This is a genomic window from Pseudomonas sp. GV085 (genome assembly GCF_003050925.1).
Classification (GTDB): domain Bacteria; phylum Pseudomonadota; class Gammaproteobacteria; order Pseudomonadales; family Pseudomonadaceae; genus Aquipseudomonas.
Genome location: NZ_QAOV01000001.1, coordinates 555,938 through 573,360 on the forward strand (window position 1 = coordinate 555,938; position 17,423 = coordinate 573,360).

12 protein-coding genes are annotated in these 17,423 nt (G+C 60.1%); 6 read left to right on the forward strand and 6 right to left on the reverse strand.

Going from position 1 to position 17,423, the window contains the following annotated elements; translation table 11 throughout:
- A partial coding sequence (locus C8K63_RS02575) for a DUF5801 repeats-in-toxin domain-containing protein (RefSeq protein WP_256594883.1) occupies window positions 1-2,833 on the forward strand: 2,833 nt, incomplete at its 5' end.
- A 274-nt stretch (window positions 2,834-3,107) separates the two neighbouring features.
- On the opposite strand, the gene C8K63_RS02580 is transcribed toward C8K63_RS02575, so the two are convergent.
- The gene (locus C8K63_RS02580) at window positions 3,108-3,824 is read right to left on the reverse strand and encodes a response regulator transcription factor (protein WP_108215247.1); all 717 of its coding nucleotides are present in this window, start codon (window positions 3,822-3,824) and stop codon (window positions 3,108-3,110) included.
- Window positions 3,825-4,467: 643 nt separating this feature from the next.
- On the opposite strand from C8K63_RS02580, the gene C8K63_RS02590 reads away from it, so the two are divergent.
- Window positions 4,468-5,040 (forward strand): hypothetical protein, encoded by a 573-nt coding sequence (locus tag C8K63_RS02590; RefSeq protein WP_108215249.1) that lies wholly within the window; start codon window positions 4,468-4,470, stop codon window positions 5,038-5,040.
- Here the strand turns inward: C8K63_RS02590 and C8K63_RS02595 are convergent.
- On the reverse strand, window positions 5,009-9,142 hold the full coding sequence (locus C8K63_RS02595; RefSeq protein WP_108215250.1) for a CheR family methyltransferase: 4,134 nt from the start codon (window positions 9,140-9,142) through the stop codon (window positions 5,009-5,011). The genes C8K63_RS02590 and C8K63_RS02595 overlap by 32 nt on opposite strands.
- A gap of 341 nt (window positions 9,143-9,483) precedes the next feature.
- Between C8K63_RS02595 and C8K63_RS02600 the strand changes: the two genes are divergently transcribed.
- The 4 genes from C8K63_RS02600 (at window position 9,484) to C8K63_RS02615 (ending at window position 14,671) form a co-directional block, all read left to right on the forward strand.
- Entirely contained in the window at window positions 9,484-11,088 is a 1,605-nt protein-coding gene (locus C8K63_RS02600; protein WP_108215251.1) for a tetratricopeptide repeat-containing response regulator, read from the forward strand.
- Window positions 11,085-11,777 (forward strand): sensor histidine kinase KdpD, encoded by a 693-nt coding sequence (locus C8K63_RS02605; protein ID WP_108215252.1) that lies wholly within the window; start codon window positions 11,085-11,087, stop codon window positions 11,775-11,777. Before C8K63_RS02600 ends, C8K63_RS02605 begins: the two co-directional genes overlap by 4 nt.
- Window positions 11,778-11,997: 220 nt before the next feature.
- On the forward strand, window positions 11,998-13,242 hold the full coding sequence (locus tag C8K63_RS02610; RefSeq protein ID WP_178086778.1) for a glutamine synthetase family protein: 1,245 nt from the start codon (window positions 11,998-12,000) through the stop codon (window positions 13,240-13,242).
- A gap of 70 nt (window positions 13,243-13,312) precedes the next feature.
- Complete coding sequence (locus C8K63_RS02615) at window positions 13,313-14,671, forward strand: MFS transporter (protein ID WP_108215254.1); 1,359 nt, start codon at window positions 13,313-13,315, stop codon at window positions 14,669-14,671.
- A gap of 63 nt (window positions 14,672-14,734) precedes the next feature.
- Here the strand turns inward: C8K63_RS02615 and C8K63_RS02620 are convergent, their stop codons facing one another.
- The 4 genes from C8K63_RS02620 to flgA form a co-directional block, all read right to left on the reverse strand.
- Entirely contained in the window at window positions 14,735-15,481 is a 747-nt protein-coding gene (locus tag C8K63_RS02620; RefSeq protein ID WP_108215255.1) for a flagellar brake protein, read from the reverse strand.
- Window positions 15,482-15,573: 92 nt separating this feature from the next.
- Window positions 15,574-16,041 carry a flagella synthesis protein FlgN gene (locus tag C8K63_RS02625; protein WP_108215256.1) on the reverse strand — a complete coding sequence of 156 codons (468 nt, stop codon included), beginning with the start codon at window positions 16,039-16,041 and terminating at the stop codon, window positions 15,574-15,576.
- A 48-nt stretch (window positions 16,042-16,089) separates the two neighbouring features.
- The gene (gene flgM, locus C8K63_RS02630; RefSeq protein ID WP_108215257.1) at window positions 16,090-16,416 is read right to left on the reverse strand and encodes a flagellar biosynthesis anti-sigma factor FlgM; all 327 of its coding nucleotides are present in this window, start codon (window positions 16,414-16,416) and stop codon (window positions 16,090-16,092) included.
- A 167-nt stretch (window positions 16,417-16,583) separates the two neighbouring features.
- Window positions 16,584-17,342, reverse strand: coding sequence for a flagellar basal body P-ring formation chaperone FlgA (flgA, locus tag C8K63_RS02635; protein WP_108215258.1), 759 nt, complete (start codon window positions 17,340-17,342; stop codon window positions 16,584-16,586).
- Between the last annotated feature and the right edge of the window lie 81 nt (window positions 17,343-17,423).

Genomic DNA, 17,423 nt, shown 5'->3' on the forward strand with positions numbered 1-17,423 from the left:
CCTGACCGCGACCGTTACCGACAAGGACGGCGACAGCGCCCAGGCGACGCTGAACATCGGGCAGAACCTGGTGTTCAAGGACGACGGGCCGAGCATCACCACCACCGGCACGGAACCGACGCTGACGGTGGACGAAACGCTACTGACCACCGACGCCAGCCAGAGCTTTGCCGCCAACTTCAATTCAGAGTTTGGTGCTGATGGGGCCGGTACCCTGACCTATGCGCTGAACGTGGTGGCCGGAGCTTGCGGGCTGATCGACACGGCCACGGGCGACGCGGTGAACCTGTCGCTCAATGGCACTGTGGTGGAAGGCCGCACGGCTACGGACAACCTGCTGGTGTTCACGGTCAGCGTGGCCGCCAATGGCAGCGTCACGCTCGACCAGAGCCGAGCCGTGGTGCATGCCAACGCCACCAATCCGGATGATTCGACGAGCCTGACCTCGGACAACCTGGTGACCCTGACCGCGACCGTTACCGACAAGGACGGCGACAGCGCCCAGGCGACGCTGAACATCGGGCAGAACCTGGTGTTCAAGGACGATGGGCCAAGCATCACCACCACCGGCGTGGAGCCGACACTGACGGTGGACGAGACGGTACTGGCGACCAACGCCAGCCAGAGCTTTGCCGCCAACTTCAACTCGGCGTTTGGCGCCGATGGTGCGGGCACGCTGACCTATGCGCTGAACGTGGTGACGGGGGCCTCCGGGCTGACCGACACGGCCTCGGGCCAGGCGGTGAACCTGTCGCTCAACGGTGCCGTGGTCGAAGGCCGTACGGCCCTCAGTAACCTGTTGGTGTTCACGGTCAGCGTCGCCGCCAATGGCAGCGTCACGCTGGACCAGAGCCGGGCTGTGGTGCATGCCAACACCACCAATCCGGATGACTCGACAAGCCTGGCCTCGGACAACCTGGTGACGCTGACCGCGACCATTACCGACAAGGACGGCGACAGCGCCCAGGCGACGCTGAACATCGGGCAGAACCTGGTGTTCAAGGACGATGGGCCGAGCATCACCACCACCGGCACGGAACCGACGCTGACCGTGGACGAGACGGTACTGGCGACCAACGCGACCCAGAGCTTTGCCGCCAACTTCAATTCGGTGTTTGGCGCCGATGGGGCGGGCACGCTGACCTATGCGCTGGGCGTGGTGGCCGGAGCCTCCGGGCTGACCGACACGGCCTCGGGCGAGGCGGTGAACCTGTCGCTCAATGGAAGCGTGGTCGAAGGCCACACGGCCACGGGCAATCTGCTGGTGTTCACCGTCAGTGTAGCCGCCAATGGCAGCGTCACGCTCGACCAACTCCGGGCCGTGGTGCATGCCAACACCACCAATCCGGATGACTCGACAAGCCTGGCCTCGGACAACCTGGTGACGCTGACGGCGATCCAGACCGACGGGGACGGCGACAGTGCCCAGGCGACGCTGAACATCGGGCAGAACCTGGTGTTCAAGGACGACGGGCCGGCACTCAGTTTCGGCAACCTGATCGGGACCGGTAGCGTCCTTGCGCAATCCGGGTTCTGGAATATGGCGACGGGAGCCGACGGGCTGGGTGCGGCCGGCCTGGATATCTCGTTGGTCAATAACCAGTTCACCCTCGTCAGGCCAGACAACACGACCACGACCGGGACCGGCACGCTCCACGAGCTGTCGCCATCACCGGATGTCAATGGCGCGTACCAATTCGCAGGAACCTTGACCGGTGATTTCGACAACAACGCTACAACGGCCAATACCACTGTCGACTACACGCTGACCGCCTATTCCGATGGCCACTATGCCCTGGATCTGGTGCAAGGCTTCAGTTCGACGATCGTGCTCAGCAGTGCCGACGGCTCGCTCGATGCCGGCGGCCCGGACTCGGTGCGCACATTGTTGATTCCGCAGACGAGTAACCCGGCTATTCCTTCGGCATCCGAGGAGATCGTGTTCTTTTCCGCGAAGGCGCTGGCGTCGACTGCGGACATCCTGACCGGCATCGGGCTCGGAGCACCCGACCCCACCGAAGCTACGCTGCAGACCAACCCCCTGCCGTCGTATATAGACCCGGCGGCCATGAACGTCAGCACGTCCGGCATTGGCGTCGCCAATAACCTTTTCCAGGGAGATAACCTGGCGGCAATCAGCGCCGCCGATGAAAGTTTCGTCATCAATCCGGAGAGCCTGCTGACGGGCATGAAGGTCTTTATCGACAACTCCGTGGCGGGATACAACACGGCGACCGAGGATCTGTACTACAGGATCTTCTACGAGGACGGCACGTTTTCGGATCGCACCGAGGTGAACACCCTGACTCCGGAGGCCGGCGGACAGGTGTCCTTCCTCATTGAGAAGGAGGGTGCGCTGCTGATCGACGCTGTTCAGCTGACGATGGGCCGAGGCGAGATCAAGATCCCGGTGATCCAGTTCATGCAGCAGAGCGAGAGCCTGGCCAGCGATGTCCAGTTGGCGTTCAGCGCGACGCTGACGGACAAGGATGGGGACTCGGCGACGAGTACGTTTGACGCCAACCTGATCGCCAACGATCCGGGCAACGCACTCTTTGACTTCACGCTGGTTGGCACTGGCGGTGAGCGAGATGCCTTCAACATCGATTTGTCAGTCAATCAGAACCGCTACCAGGTCTCCGGCTTCGATGTGGGCGCAGGCGTGCAAGACAAGCTGGTACTCAACGGCGACCCTAACGCTGTTGTCCAATCGATCAACAACACCGGCGCGGACAGCGTCGTCACGGTTGCCGAGACGGGTGGACAAACAACGACCATCACCCTGGTCGGGGTCGATGTTCAGAATACCGACATCTTTTTTGGCAGCGCCTGAGGTATTGCGCGTGTGAAAGGATGCGAGGGTGGCCCAGGAAACCACCCTCGCATTTTTTCTGCAGTTCCAATAGAGCGCATCCGCGGTGAACTATTGAGCAGCACAGGGCTTGAGGAGCGCGGCGGGGGAGATACAGGTTAACGCGGCAGGATGTATCGAGAACGACATCGGCATTCCGGGGGCACCCTGTTCCGGGCCGTCGACAAGGATGGCGACAGGGTGACGGCCTACCCCCTGAAAGTGAGGGGCAGACCGTCTTGTATTGACTTGAATTTCATTCCAGTTCCACCCAGGTGGAGGGCGGTGCTTCGTTGTTGGTGAGCCCGTGTTTGAGCGCATACATCAGCAAGTCGATGCGGTTGATGAGATCAAGCTTTTGATAGATGTTGCTGAGGTGGTTGTGCACGGTGTGCTCACTGATCCCCAGGCGCCCGGCGATGCTCACATATTTGGCGGACGGTTCGCCGACGATGGCGCGAATCAGTTCTCTCTCGCGCAGGGTCAACCGCGCCTGTTTCGCCTGCTCTCGATTGCATTTCAAGGGTATATGCCCGGTCGCGGAATAGCCGCAAAGGCCGCCAGCCCAGGCTCTATCCATTGCGATGTCGCTGTGGTGGACCTTGAGGATGGCCTGGATAATCGATTCTGTCGGGTCTTCCGCCAGCACGATGCCGCGAGCGCCAGCCTCTATCGCCTGGGCGGCGGGGACGGCTTCGTACAGACCCTTGAGCAGCAGCACTTTCATGTCGGCGTTACGGGTGAGTCCCGCGACGACATCCAGTGGATTCAGCGCATCCGGAAAGAAACTGAAAAAAATGACATTGGGCCGCAGTTGATCGGCAAGATTCAGCGCATGGGTATAAGTGGTGGCCTGGGCTGTCACTTCCATCCGGGGTTTTCTGGCATCAATCAAGTCGTGAAGGCCCTTGAGTACGAGGGGGCGACAATCGATCAACATCACGCCGATTGGCTTTTCCTGGTCAGTGTTCATCTTCCTGACCCCCTTGAAAAACCAACGTTGGCCTCCACCCGCTGGCCTTCCCGGGTCAGCAACTTGCTCGCTGGGGCGCCGCGATTGAAGGACAGATTTGAACACGCGGAGGCGGTGATGGTGCTTGTCCAGGCATTGGCGACCACGGGCCATAGGGGCATATCCACCAACAGCATCGGCAGGCGGGGCGAGCGTTTCCAAACGGCAGGCAAAGCCCGAGAGAGAAAATCAATAAGAAAAATTATCAGTGGATTGCACATGATGATGGACTCCCGCGCGCCTCTCAACGGAGTCTAGGTCAGCCCGGAGCGCTGCCAGCCTGCCCGTCCGTCAGGCCTCGATGCAAGCCCGGTACGGGCAGGCCTGAGCGATGTTCTCAAGGAGGGGGGTAACCCTCGAAAATCAAGGCATTAGGCTCGCCAAAGGTGGCCAGCGACCAAAGTCTGATCCTGATCATAATCGTCAATTAATCGACGAGTGGCGTGCAGTTAGGAGCGCTAATATTGAGTTGGTCAATTTACTGGCGAAACATGCCTGATCGAGCCGGCTGCAAATCAGAGCTTGGTGAAATCAGCCGACGACTTGCGTGGAAACCCGATGACGGCTGTGCCTTACTTCTAATTCCATCTGTGGAGAGCAATCGATGCGACACAGAGGCACCGGATATTGGCTCTGGACCAATACCCGCTTACCCTTTCAGACCTATGAAGAAGTGCTCGGCGACGGCGTGCAGGTCGAGGTGCGGGCGCGCATCAGCCTGCTGGGGTTTGCTCAGGTGTTTATCGGGGTTTATGGCCGCAATGGCTGGGCGATCAGCGAAGAGTCCCATGACCGGCACAGCGGTGAGCCTCGCGCACAGGCGTTGAGATGGGGCGTGGCGCGGGCAAGGGAGATTGTGCTCGAGACCCAGGCCTTCGTCGCGCCGCACCGGGTGCAATTGGCCCTGGGGCCGGTGATCACCGACGAGTCGGTACTGGCACTGCGTTGCATGGAAATGACCGAGCGTGAGCGTTTGAAGCTCAAGTCCGACGATGCCTGGATCGAGTATCAGGCTGCGAAAGCCTCCGTACTGACACTGATGCGCTCGACCAAGGTCGATCCGGGGGTGTGGGCCGAGCAAAAGGAGCGGCTGCTGCAGGCCATCGATCGACGGGCCTGCGTACAGCGCGCTTACTTGAGTTGCCTCAGGTCGATGAGTGCCGCAGAGCCTCAATAGTGTCGATCAGGTCATCGTAGGACACCGGTTTGCCAACGTGCTGGTTGAACCCCGATTGCCGTGATTTCTGAATATCGCTTTGCGCACCGTAGCCGGTCAGCGCAATGGCGGGCACATTCCTGGCTTGCGGCAATTGGCGCAGGGCGCTGATCAGCTCATGGCCGTTCATGACCGGCATGCCCAGGTCTGAAATGATCAGGTCGAACCGGGTATTTTTTGCCGCGTCCAGCGCCGCCGCCGGACGGTCGAAGGCGATCACCTGGGCGTCCTCCATCTCCAGCAGCATCTTCAAGGTTTCCAGCACCTCGGCGGAGTCATCGACCAGCAGGATGGTCAAGCCGCTGAGTCTGCCGCAAGCGTCTTCGATCGGCGCGGCGGGAAGGGCTTGGCCGTTGGTCTCGGCCAATGGCAAGTAGACGGTAAACGTGCAACCGGCACCGACGCCGCCGGAACTCACTTGCACAGTGCCTCGTTGTGCCTCGGTCAATTGGCGGACCAGCGACAGGCCGATCCCCAGCCCCTCGCGCTGGTGCGAGGTGTGCTGTTTTTCCGCCTGGCCGAACAGGTCGAATACATGTTCGAGGTGCTCTGTCGCGATACCGATGCCGTTGTCTTTGACATCCAGCCTGGCCATGTTGCCCGCCTGACTCGCGATCAGTTGCACGCGGCCCTTGGCCGGGGTGAATTTCAGTGCGTTGTTCACCAGGTTCCAGATGATTTGTTCCAGACGCGTCGGGTCAGCCTGGGTCATCAGTGGCTCGGCGGGTACTTGCAGTTCGACCGTGATGTCGTGCCCGTCATTTAGGACCACGGTGTAGATGTCGCGCAGGACGTTGTTCAGGTCCACAGCAACCGATTGCAGCTTGAGTTTGCCGGTGCGGACCCTGGCGACATCCAGCAGGTCATCGATGATCCGCGCCTGACTGGTGACGGCTTCGCAGATGGTATTGACGGCTTTGGCGGCTGGAGACAGGTTTTTCGTCACCGGCAAGCGACGCAACAGTTCGGCGTTGAGCTGGATCAGGTTCAGCGGGTGCTTGAGTTCGTGGGACATGACCGCAAAGAACTCGTCCTTGAGATAGCTGGTGTTGCGTGTCTCGGCCAGTTGCTGGCTCTGCTCTTCATGCTGGCGCTTGTGGCCGGTCAGGTCCCGGGCGATTTTCACGTAGCCCTGAAGTTTGTCACCGTTGAGCAGGGTGACTTCGCCGCTGCAAAAGAATCGGCTGCCGTCCTTGCGCAGGTGCCAGCGTTCATCTTCGAAACGGCCATGGTTGCGGGCCGTTTGCAGTTCATTTTCCGGAATGCCGTTGGCACGGTCTTCGGCGGAGAAGATGAAATCGTAGCGAGTCCCTTCGGCCTCGTACTTGCTGTAGCCAAAGATCAATTCGGCACCCTTGTTCCAGCTGGTGATCACGCCGTGCTCATCGAGGGTGATGATGGCGTAGTCGCGGGTGCTTTCGGCGACCAGGCGCATGCGTTCTTCGCCCAGGCGTAATTCTTCCTCGGCCGCGCGACGCTTGGTGATGTCGATGAAGGTCAGCACTGTACCGTCGATGTGGTCTTCGCTGGAGCGATAGGGCAGCAGGCGGGCAATGTACCAGCGGTTGTCGGTGCTGCTGACTTCGCGCTCGATCATGTTCAGCGATTCGAAGACCTGGGCCGCATCGGCCGCCAGGTCTTCGTAGTGCAGGCGATGGGTGATGTCGAGCAGCGAGCGTCCGGTATCGACCGGCAGCATGCTGAAGATGTCGGTGGCGCGGGGGGTGAACCACTTGATGCGCATGCTGCGGTCGACGAATACCGTGGCGATGTCGGTCGAGGCGATCAGGTTGCTCAGGTAGTCGTTGATCTTGTCGGTCTCTTCGACTTTGGTTTTCAGTTCGAAGTTGACCGTCAGCAGCTCTTCGTTGATCGACTGCAGTTCTTCCTTGCTGGTCTCGAGCTCTTCGGTGGCGGAGCGCAGCTCTTCGTTGATCGCCTGCATTTCTTCATTGGAGGCCTTCAGCTCTTCGCTGGAGATTTCCGATTGTTCGATGGTGTCTTGCAGGTGCAGCTTGGTCCGTTGCAACTCGCGCTCGAGATTGGACAGTACCTGGCTTTCGGTTTGCAGTTGGGTGCTCAAGGACGCTTGCGCGGGGTCGATCTCGACCTCCTCGAAAATCACCAGAATGTACTCGCCCTCCGAGGCTTCATCCTTGTAGGGGTGGGCGACCAGATCGATCAGGTAGCGTCGTTCATCGCGTTTGATCGGCACCTCGCGGGACTTGACCGAAGTACCGCTCTGCTGGACCTGGAACAGGGTGGTGCGGATTTCCAGGCGCAACTCCGGAAGAATCAGGTTCAGCAGGTTGCGCGACAGTTCGCCACCCACATGCCGCAGGAAACGCCCGGCGCTTTCGCTCATGTGCAGGATGTCGGCGTTGGTATCGACGAGCACGCTCGGTGGCGCCGACTGTTCGAGGGCGCGGTGGTGCAGGTCGGCCACCGACAGTTTGCGTTGCTCGCCGGTTTCCGGGGCCTGCCGGGGCAAATTGGTACGTACGTAGCCGCCACGGGGCATGGTGGGCGTGCGCCGGCTGGAGGCCGTGCCGGTTTTGGCACGGAAGATCCGGTTGCGTTTGTCGACAGGGGCAAACAGCTCGTGGCAGGCATCGGCGCTTTCGGACGTGCCGAGGAACAGGAAGCCGCCGGGGCGCAGGGCGAAGTGGAACATCTGGAGGATTTCACGCTGCACTTCGCGATCCAGGTAGATCAGCAGATTGCGGCAAACGATCAGGTCGATCTGCGAAAACGGCGGATCGGACAACAGGCTGTGCTTGGCGAACAAGACCTTTTCGCGCAGCTCCTTGCGCACTCGGTAATGGTCGTTTTCCTTGATGAAATAGTGGCGCAACCGTGACGGCGGCACGTCGGTGACGATCGCTTGCGGATACAGACCGCTGCGCCCGTAGCTGATCGCGCGTTCGTCGATGTCGGTGGCAAACACCTGCAACGTGGCTTTGCTGGCGTCCAGTTGCATCTGATCGTGCAGCAGCATCGCCAGGCTGTAGGCTTCTTCGCCGGTGGAACTGCCAGCGGACCAGACGCGTATTTCTTCTTTTTTCTCCGATTGCGCCGATGCCGTGGCGGCGCTGACCAATTGCGGCACCACATCCCGTTCCAGAGCTTCGAAGGCTTCGCGGTCTCGGAAGAAGTTGGTCACACCGATCAGCATGTCGCCCAGCAGTGCCTTGATTTCCTCGGGATTGTTTTGCAGGAATTTGTAATAGGAGACGAGGTCCGGTTGCGCCGTGACTTGCATCCGGCGTTCGATACGCCGCAGCACGGTGGCGCGCTTGTAGTGTTTGAAGTCATGGCCGGTGCCGGTGCGCAGCTGGATCAGAATGTCGTGCAGCACTTGCTCGGCTGCCGCGGTATCGCGCTCGGCCGCCGGGGCGATGCTCTGCATCCCCTGATCACTGACCGTGGGCAGTTTGATTTCCCGGGCGTTGCTCCACAACTCCAGCAGCTTTTGCGGCATTTCAACGACCGGTAACACGAAGTCGACCATGTGCGTATCGATGGCAGCTTGCGGCATGCCGTCGAACTCGGCGTCTTCCGGCACCTGGGCCATGGTAATGCCACCCTGTTCCTTGATGCGGGACAGGCCGACCGCGCCATCTGAGCCTGTGCCCGACAGCACCAGGCAGAACGCGCGCTCACGGTGTACATCGGCCAGGTCGCGGAAAAACAGATCGATCGACGAGTGACGTCCCAGACGCGGATCGACAGGGCTGACCTCAAGCAGGCCGTCATCCATGTTCAGCTGTTGCGCCGGCGAAATGACGTAGACCCGGTTCTTTTCGATAGGCACCGTGCTGCCGACCTGCAGGACCGGCATCTTGGTCGATTCCTGGATGATCTTGTCGGCGAAGCTTTGGTGGTCGGGAGACAGATGAAGAATGATCACGAAGGCCATGCCGTTGTCCTGCGGCATGTTTTCGAAGAACCGCTTGATCGCTTGCAGCCCACCCGCCGACGCGCCGATCCCCACCACCGGAAAGTCCAGCGTGCTTGGGCTCAGGGCCTTTCGCTCTGGAACGGTATTGGAGGGTGTGCTCATGGGGTCGTCCTTTGGCGCTGGGGGTCTTGCGCTTGAGTCCTGAAGGAGAAAAGTGCAAATCGATAAACCAGAATAATCCTGTTTTTCGCTAGAGCCTTCAAATATTTAGAGTCTGCGGCAGGGGAAGATTCTCAAGGGAACGCCACTGCTGGCCGATAACCCGGACAGTCAGGGGCCATTCTGCCTTTGCGGTTGGTTCGGGGGCCTCATCGCTATGAGAAGGTGGTTGATAGCCTAGTGCCACCCGTTATCATCTGCGCGCCAAAACAAGGGCTGCGAAGTTGAGTCCGTCCGTGTATTTGCCTTTGGGTTCTTCTTCTTAAATTGCCTGGAAATCTTCGATGCTGTCGTATCACCAAAAGCGTTTTCTGATCGTCGATGATTTCTCGGACTTCCGCAGTTCGGTCAGGTCGATGCTGCGCGAACTGGGCGTCAAGGAAGTGGACACTGCCGATACCGGCGAGCAGGCGCTGAAAATGTGCTCGCAGAAGCAATACGACTTCATCCTGCAAGACTTTCATCTGGGCGACGGCAAGAAGAACGGCCAACAGGTGCTCGAAGACCTGATGGAAGAAAAGCTGATCAGCCATGAAGCGGTGTTCGTCATGGTCACCGCCGAAACCAGCCAGGCCATGGTGCTCAGTGCGCTGGAGCACGAACCCGATGCCTACCTGACCAAGCCGTTCAACCGTTCCAGCCTGGCCCAGCGCCTGGAGCGCCTGGAGCAGCGCAAGACCCTGCTCAAACCGATCCTGCAGGCCCTCGACCGGGGCAAGCCAATGGAGGTGCTCAACGCCTGCATCGCCCTGTGCAAGCAAGACATCCGCTATTCGCCACTATGCCTGCGCTATCGCGCCGATGCCCTGCGCGACCTCAATCAGAACGAAGCGCTGGAGCGCCTGTACGACGGCATCATCGCCGACCGCCCATTGCCATGGGCGTTTGCCGGGTTGGGCAAGTTGCTGTTCAAGCGCGGTCAGGTCGCGCAGGCCAAAGGCATTTACGAAAAAGCCCTGAAAGTCTTCCCGATGATGCCGTCGCTGTATGACGGCATGGCGGACGTGCTGATCGCGGAAGGCGATACCAAGGGTGCACAGCGTGTTCTGGAGGAAGCGATTCGCCTGTCGCCACTGGCGGTTCGCCGCCAGGCGTTGCTGGGCAAGCTGGCGATGACCAACGAGGATTTCGACACGGCGGCCAAGGCCTATCGCCAGGCTGTGAGCCAGGGTGCGCAGTCGCGGTTCAAGGATGCCGAGAGCAACCTCGGCCTGGCCCACGCCTTGATCAGCAAAGGAAGTGAAAGAGGCCTGGACACGCGGACCCGCCTGGAAATCAATACCACATTGAGCGCCGTGGCCAAGGAAAACCCTTCCGATCCGGGCCTGCAAATCCGCGCACGCCTGATGAAGGCCACCAGTCTGTTGCTCAACGATGCCGAGACGGCTGACAAGCTCACCGAGCAAGCCTTGTTGCGTCTGGATGGCATGGAGCAATTCATGAGCGCCGAAGCGGCGTTGCTGGTGGCCAAACAGCTGAAAATGCTCGGGCAGACCGAGGCCGGTACCGCGATGCTGAAAAACTGCGTGGAAATCTACGGCGACGATCCTGTGGTCATGAAGGACATCGCCAAGCAGACCGACGACCCGAGCATCCTCAACTCCGGCACCGCCGCCGCTGAACTCAACCGTCAGGGCGTGCGCGTGTACAAGACCGGCAATCTGGTGGAGGCGCGAGCGGTGTTCCGCAAGGCCCTGGCGATGCAGCCGAAGAACATCAGTATCGCCCTGAACCTGGCGCAGTCGTTGTTGCACGGCACCGATACCGGCGTTCCTTCAGCGGAGCTGGAAGAATGTCGGACCTGCCTGAAAATGGTCGGCCTGATGCCCGACTCCGACGCGCGTTATCCGCGTTACCAGAAGCTGAAAAGCAAGGCGTTTGGCCAATGAACGACAATGAGCAGGCACTGGATTTCTCCACGGTGATCGCCTCTACCGTGCACGATATGAAGAACTCGCTGGCCATGCTGATGCAGGCCCACAGCCAGTGGCTGGCGCGATTGCCGCAGGCGGCGCAACAGACGCCGGAGCAGGGCGTGATCGACTTCGAGTTTGCCCACCTCAACGGCATGCTGGTGCAGTTGTTGGGGCTGTACAAGCTGGGCGTCAACCAGATGCCGTTGCAGCCGGCTTACCATGAACTGGACGACTTCATCGAAGCGCAACTGGCTTGCCATCAGGAAGTGTTCGCCAGCCGCGGCATCATGGCCACCTATGAAGTGGACCCGCTGAGCCCGCTGGGTTTCTTCGATCGTGAGTTGATCGCGTCGGTATTGGCCAACTGCATCAACAATGCCATCCGCTTTGCACGGCATGCCGTTTTGATCAGCGTCAGCGACGAAGCCGGGCAACTGGTGTTGACCATCAATGACGATGGCCAGGGGTATCCGGCGCAGATGATCGAGCACCAGGCCGATTACGTGCAGGGCATCAATCAAAGTACCGGCAGCACCGGGCTGGGCCTGTACTTCGCCGGACGAATTGCCGCGTTGCATCAGCGCAATGGCGTCGGCGGACGCACCGAAATCGGCAATGGTGGTCCGTTGGGCGGTGGGGTGTTCCGTCTTTACCTGCCCTGACTGTTTGTCGTAGGAGATTTTGCGTCTTTATTGATGAGGGCTGCTTGAAATTCCGAACACGCGGAGCCTATTTTGTACGATCGCCGTTCGCGGCCCGTACAATAACAAGGATTGCGTCATGACCACCGTTGGCCTGAGCTCACTCGCGCAGCGATTGACGGGCATCGATGAAGTTGAGTGTGTCACGCCGGATTTGAATGGCGTTCCACGGGGCAAAGTGATGACCTGCGAGGGGTTTCTCGACGGTCGACGTTTGCAGATGGCGCGGGGCGTGCTGTTGCAATGCATCATGGGCGGATACCCGCCGGCGCGTTTTTACGGCAGCGATGATGGCGACCTGGCGCTGATCCCGGACCCGGCGCAAATCCACCGCTTGCCCTGGAGCCACCCACCGCGGGGCTTCGCTATTTGCGACGCGAATGAACTGGGCACCACCACCAGCTCCAGCCTGTCGACCCGTGGTCAGCTCAAGGCCGTGATTGCCCGTTATGCGGCCCGCGGCCTGGCGCCTGTGGTGGCGACCGAGCTTGAGTTCTTCGTTTTTGCGCCCAACACCGACCCGACTCAGTCGTTCCAGCCACCGCTGGGGCTGGATGGTCGTCGCGAGGATGGTCAGTCGGCGTTCAGCGTCAGCTCCAACAATGGGCTGCGACCCTTCTTCAATGAAGTCTACGAATGCATGGCGGCGTTGGGGCTGCCCCGCGATACGTTCATGCACGAAATGGGTGTCAGCCAGTTCGAGATCAATCTGCTGCATGGCGATCCATTGCTGCTGGCCGACCAGACGTTGCTGTTCAAGCACTTGCTCAAGGAGGTTGCCCTCAAGCATGGCCTGAGCGTGGTGTGCATGGCCAAGCCGCTGGCGCATACGCCGGGCAGTTCGATGCATATTCACCAGAGTGTCGTCGAGATCGATTCGGGGAAAAACGTGTTCAGTGACAAGGCGGGGCAGGAGACGGCAACCTTCCGTCACTTCATTGCCGGACAGCAAGTGTGCATGGCCGACTTCACTGCGTTGTTTGCGCCGAACGTGAACTCCTATCAGCGCTTGTGCCATCCTTACGCGTCACCGAATAATGCCTGCTGGTCCTATGACAACCGGGCCGCCGGCTTGCGCATACCGGCCAGTTTGCCGGTGGCCCGTCGGGTCGAGAACCGCTTGCCGGGCGCTGATGCCAATCCGTATCTGGCGATTGCCGCAAGCCTGGCGGCGGGGTTGCATGGCATCGAGAACGCGTTAGAGCCGAGCACGCCGATCCAGGGGGAGTTCGAAGTGCCGGACAATCTTTCGTTGCCCTGTACCTTGCATGCGGCACTGGAGCGTCTGAAACGTAGCCAGTTGGCCAAGGAACTGTTCGGCGTGGAATTCATCGAAGGCTACATCGCTTCGAAGACTCTGGAGCTGAGCAGTTTCCATAATGAAATTACTCCCTGGGAACGGCGTGTTTTAGCAGCCCAGGCCTGACGATCCGTCGACATCCGGCTATCGTTTAGCGACAGCCGATTCTCACTGCAAGGAGCCGCTCGGAACGCCGATGCGCCAAATCTGGAAATCCTTTCGAGCACTGTATTTCGCCTCGCTGATGATGTTGATCGGCTCGGGCCTGTTGAGTACTTACCTGGGCCTGCGCCTGGCGGCCGACCATGTCGACAGCCTGTGGGTCGGTGCGTTGATGGCCGCCAACTACTTCGGCCTGGTGCTGGGGGGCAAGATCGGTCACCGGTTGATTGCCCGGGTCGGGCATATCCGGGCCTACTCGGCCTGTGCCGGAATCGTCGGCGCGGCGGTGTTGGGCCATGGCCTGATCGACTGGCTGCCGGCCTGGCTGTTCCTGCGGGTGATCGTCGGCCTCGGCATGATGTGCCAGTACATGGTGATCGAGAGCTGGCTGAACGAGCAGGCCGAAGCCAAACAACGCGGGTTGGTGTTCAGCGGTTACATGATCGCCTCGTACCTGGGGCTGGTGATGGGGCAACTGATTCTGGTCATGCACCCGGCGCTGGGGCTGGAGCTGCTGATGCTGGTCGCCCTGTGTTTCGCCCTGTGCCTGGTGCCTGTGGCCCTGACCCGGCGGATCCACCCGGCACCGCTGCACCCGGCACCGATGGAACCACGGTTCTTTATCAAGCGTGTGCCGCAGTCATTGAGTACGGTGCTGGGGGCAGGGCTGATCGTCGGTTCGTTCTACGGTCTGGCGCCGCTGTATGCCTCGCAGCAAGGTTTGTCCACGGAGCTGGTCGGGCTGTTCATGGGTAGCTGTATTTTTGCCGGGCTGCTGGTGCAGTGGCCGTTGGGCTGGTTGTCCGACCGCTATGATCGGGCCGTGTTGATCCGCAGTTTCGCCTTCAGCCTGGCCCTGGCTGCACTGCCGCTGGCGATCATGCCGCAGGTGCCGTTGGAGGTTCTGTTTATCGCCGGTTTTGTCTGTTCGCTGGTGCAGTTCTGCCTGTATCCGTTGGCGGTGGCGTTTTCCAATGACCATGTCGAAGGCGATCGCCGGGTGTCCCTGACGGCAATGTTGCTGGTGACCTACGGCGTTGGCGCGAGTATCGGGCCGCTGGTGGCAGGCGTGCTGATGAAGCTGTTTGGCAGCCAGATGCTCTATGCCTTCTTCAGTTTCTTTGCGTTGGTGCTGGTATGGCGGATTCGCCCGAAAGCAGTGACCAACCTGCATCAGGTCGACGACGCACCGCTGCATCACGTGGCCATGCCGGACAATATGACGAGTTCGCCACTGGTGGCCTGCCTCGACCCGCGGGTCGATGAGCAGATGGTGCAGGAGCAGATGTGCAACCCGGTGAATCCGGAGTCGCCTGCCGAACCTGAAGCCGATCAACCGCCGCAAGACCCTGACTCGGGGCGCGAGCAAAGCTTTACCGAGGTCAGGCCTTAAATCCAGGGCACAAAAAAACGGGCAGTCACCGCAAGGGGCTGCCCGTTTTTTGTTGCCGCTCTATCAGAGATCGTCTTTGTCGAAGCGACGCGCTTCGCGTTGCAACTGGTAGACGAAGCGTTCGACCTGACGCTGCACCAGCCCGCTCATGTTATGGAAGCGAACGCCGGCGAAGGTGGTGGAGATCTTTTCTTCGAAGTGCAGATAACGCAACTCGACCGGTGCGGTCATCTTGCCGAAGGGCAGGTCGGCGCTGAAGCGGTCGTAGACCTGACCCAGTTGCAGGCTGCCGGTGATGTCACCGTCGAAACGCAGTTTGCAGCCGGTAGCGGAAATATCCAGCAGTTTGCCGCTGATGGAGGCTTTGATTTTTTCGCCGTCGAGGTTGACGTTGACCAGTTGTGCCAGCTTCAGTGCCGCACGGAACGCATTACGGCGCTGGTGGTACACCACTTCATCGGGCAGGGCGCCGCGATAGCAGCGGCTGCCAGCGGATTCGTCGATGTTCAATCGGCCGTTGCATTCCCAGGCAATGCGTACGCCTTCGTGGAAGCCTTCGACCCTGAACGGCTCGCCCGCCAGCAGGTAGCGCTCGCCATCACGGGGAATCATTTCGTCCAGGGCAATCATATTGCTGTCACGGTCCAGGTCCACCAGGTAGCTCTGGAAGCGCTGGCTGCGCTCGTGGAACGTAATGATCAGCGGGTCATGACTTTCGAGCAGCTGGCGCAGGTTGCTGGAGATTTCCAAGGGCGTGGAGAGCACCTTGGGTGGCTGCGGAGCATCATCCACGGATAAGGCATTGGACACGGTTAATCAATCTCCAGACAAAATTTGACTACGGCAGGATAGCAGTTTGCCAGTATGTTGCGCGTCTTGATAGAGCGGGGGCATTGACCGGCTCATGCCTGACTGAGCGGGCGCGGCTTGGCAAGCTTGGAGAATGTTCCGCTGGCATCGTAAAGCGCCGGGGTTTCACCGCCGTTGAGGATTTTCAGCTGGGTGGCTGTAGCGGCCTGCTGGGTGAGGATCGACTGGCCGTTGTTGGTGTTGATGGCCTGGCATTGGGCCAGGAGATCGGTCAGCACGTCACTTTGCGCCAGCAACTGCTCGCCAATGCTCGACTGGCTGGCCAGTTGCTCAAGACCGCCACGGTTGGTCGGCAGGTTGAGGCTGGCGAGAATTTCACTGCGCTTGCGGCCATGCTGTTCGAGCAAGACGATCAATGCCTGTTTCTGCGCCAGGATGTTCTCGAGCAATGGCATGTCGCGGCCATGCAATGCGAGGGATTCGGTCTGCAGTAATTCCAGCAGGTGTTGCGCTGGAGCAAAGTCGTCGGTGATCAGTTGCAGTAAATGAGTGTCGTGCATGGCTGGCCTTGGGTTTTAAGCGTCCAAAAGCCTGGCGCTGGCGTTGGCCTAGCGCTGGGCTTCGAAGTTGAGCAGTTTGCTGGCTACACGGTTGCTGTCGACTTTATAGCTGCCATCGGCAATCGCTGCTTTCAACTCGGCCACGCGGGCGTTGTCGACGGCAGGTTGATCGCGCAGCTTGTCAGTAACCTTCTGCAACTGTTGAGCCTCATCGCTGAGATGTACCGATTCCCCGCTTTTGACGGTACCGGCCTGTTCGGCCGCGGACTCCAGCGGCGCGGATTTGCCGGTTTCGGCGTTTTCCTTGTTGGCGCTGGTACGTGTACTGCCCGTAAGGGACGAGGAGCTGTTCAAACGGCTGAAATCGATGACCATGATAAAAAACCTCTGGGAATTTGGACGCTTGCCATGGTTTCGGCCATTCCCTGGAAAACTTTAGGCCCATTTATCAATGAACCTCGCACGCGCCAGCGCTTGCCCTGCATGGAGCACAGTCTAGGGAACAGCCGGGGCAAGCGCCACATTCCGATGAGCAGGGAGTCTTACATGGACACTTCCACCTGCCCCGGCGCCATGACCTGCGCCTTGATGACTCGCTGGGAATTGAGGTTCTTCACCCGGATCTGTTCGCTCAGGCTGCCGTTTGACAGGGCTTCGCCCGGCATGCGCACGCTGAGCGTACCGCTGCGGGCGGTAATCACCACCTGATCACCCTTGCGGATGACCTCGGCCTGTTCGATATGCACCAGGGTCATCACCTGGTCGGCGACCATTGGTCGGGTCAGTCGCTGCCCGATCGCCTGGTCTGGGGAGGTCAGGTAGCCCTGGCTGATGAGGCTGATATCGCGTTCGCGCAGCACCACATCCAAAGGCTCGACAATGTTGGCGCGGCGCAGTGGTCGGGCGCTGGTCACGACATCGCGAAACAGGCGGACTTGAGCGGGCACGAACACGGTCCAGGGGGAGGCGCCCTCGCAGCGGACCTTGACTGTGACCCGTCCCAGCGGCTTTGGACTCTCAAGGGTTGCTGTCAATTCCTTGTCGCACATGGGCATGTGCATGCGCGGATCGAGCGGGTTGACCTGGATCTCGTAGCGACCTTCCGTTTGGCTGGTAGCCAGATAGTCTTCTACGGTGAATTCAAGAAAGCCCTGGGTGACGCCGATAAGCATGTCAGGCAAGGTAAGCGCGTCAGCAAGGGCAGGGCTGCCAGCGTTGAACAGGCAAACGGCCGCCAGCACGCCAGGCAATTTGCGGCAGAGTGCGGTCAGGCGTCGGAAAAATGTCGGTTCTGTGTTCATAACGATTAAAAAAGCAAGCGCCGTGCCGTTTAGTGATGAAGGCGCGTCGCAACAACACTTGGCGTTGGTGTAGGAGTCTGG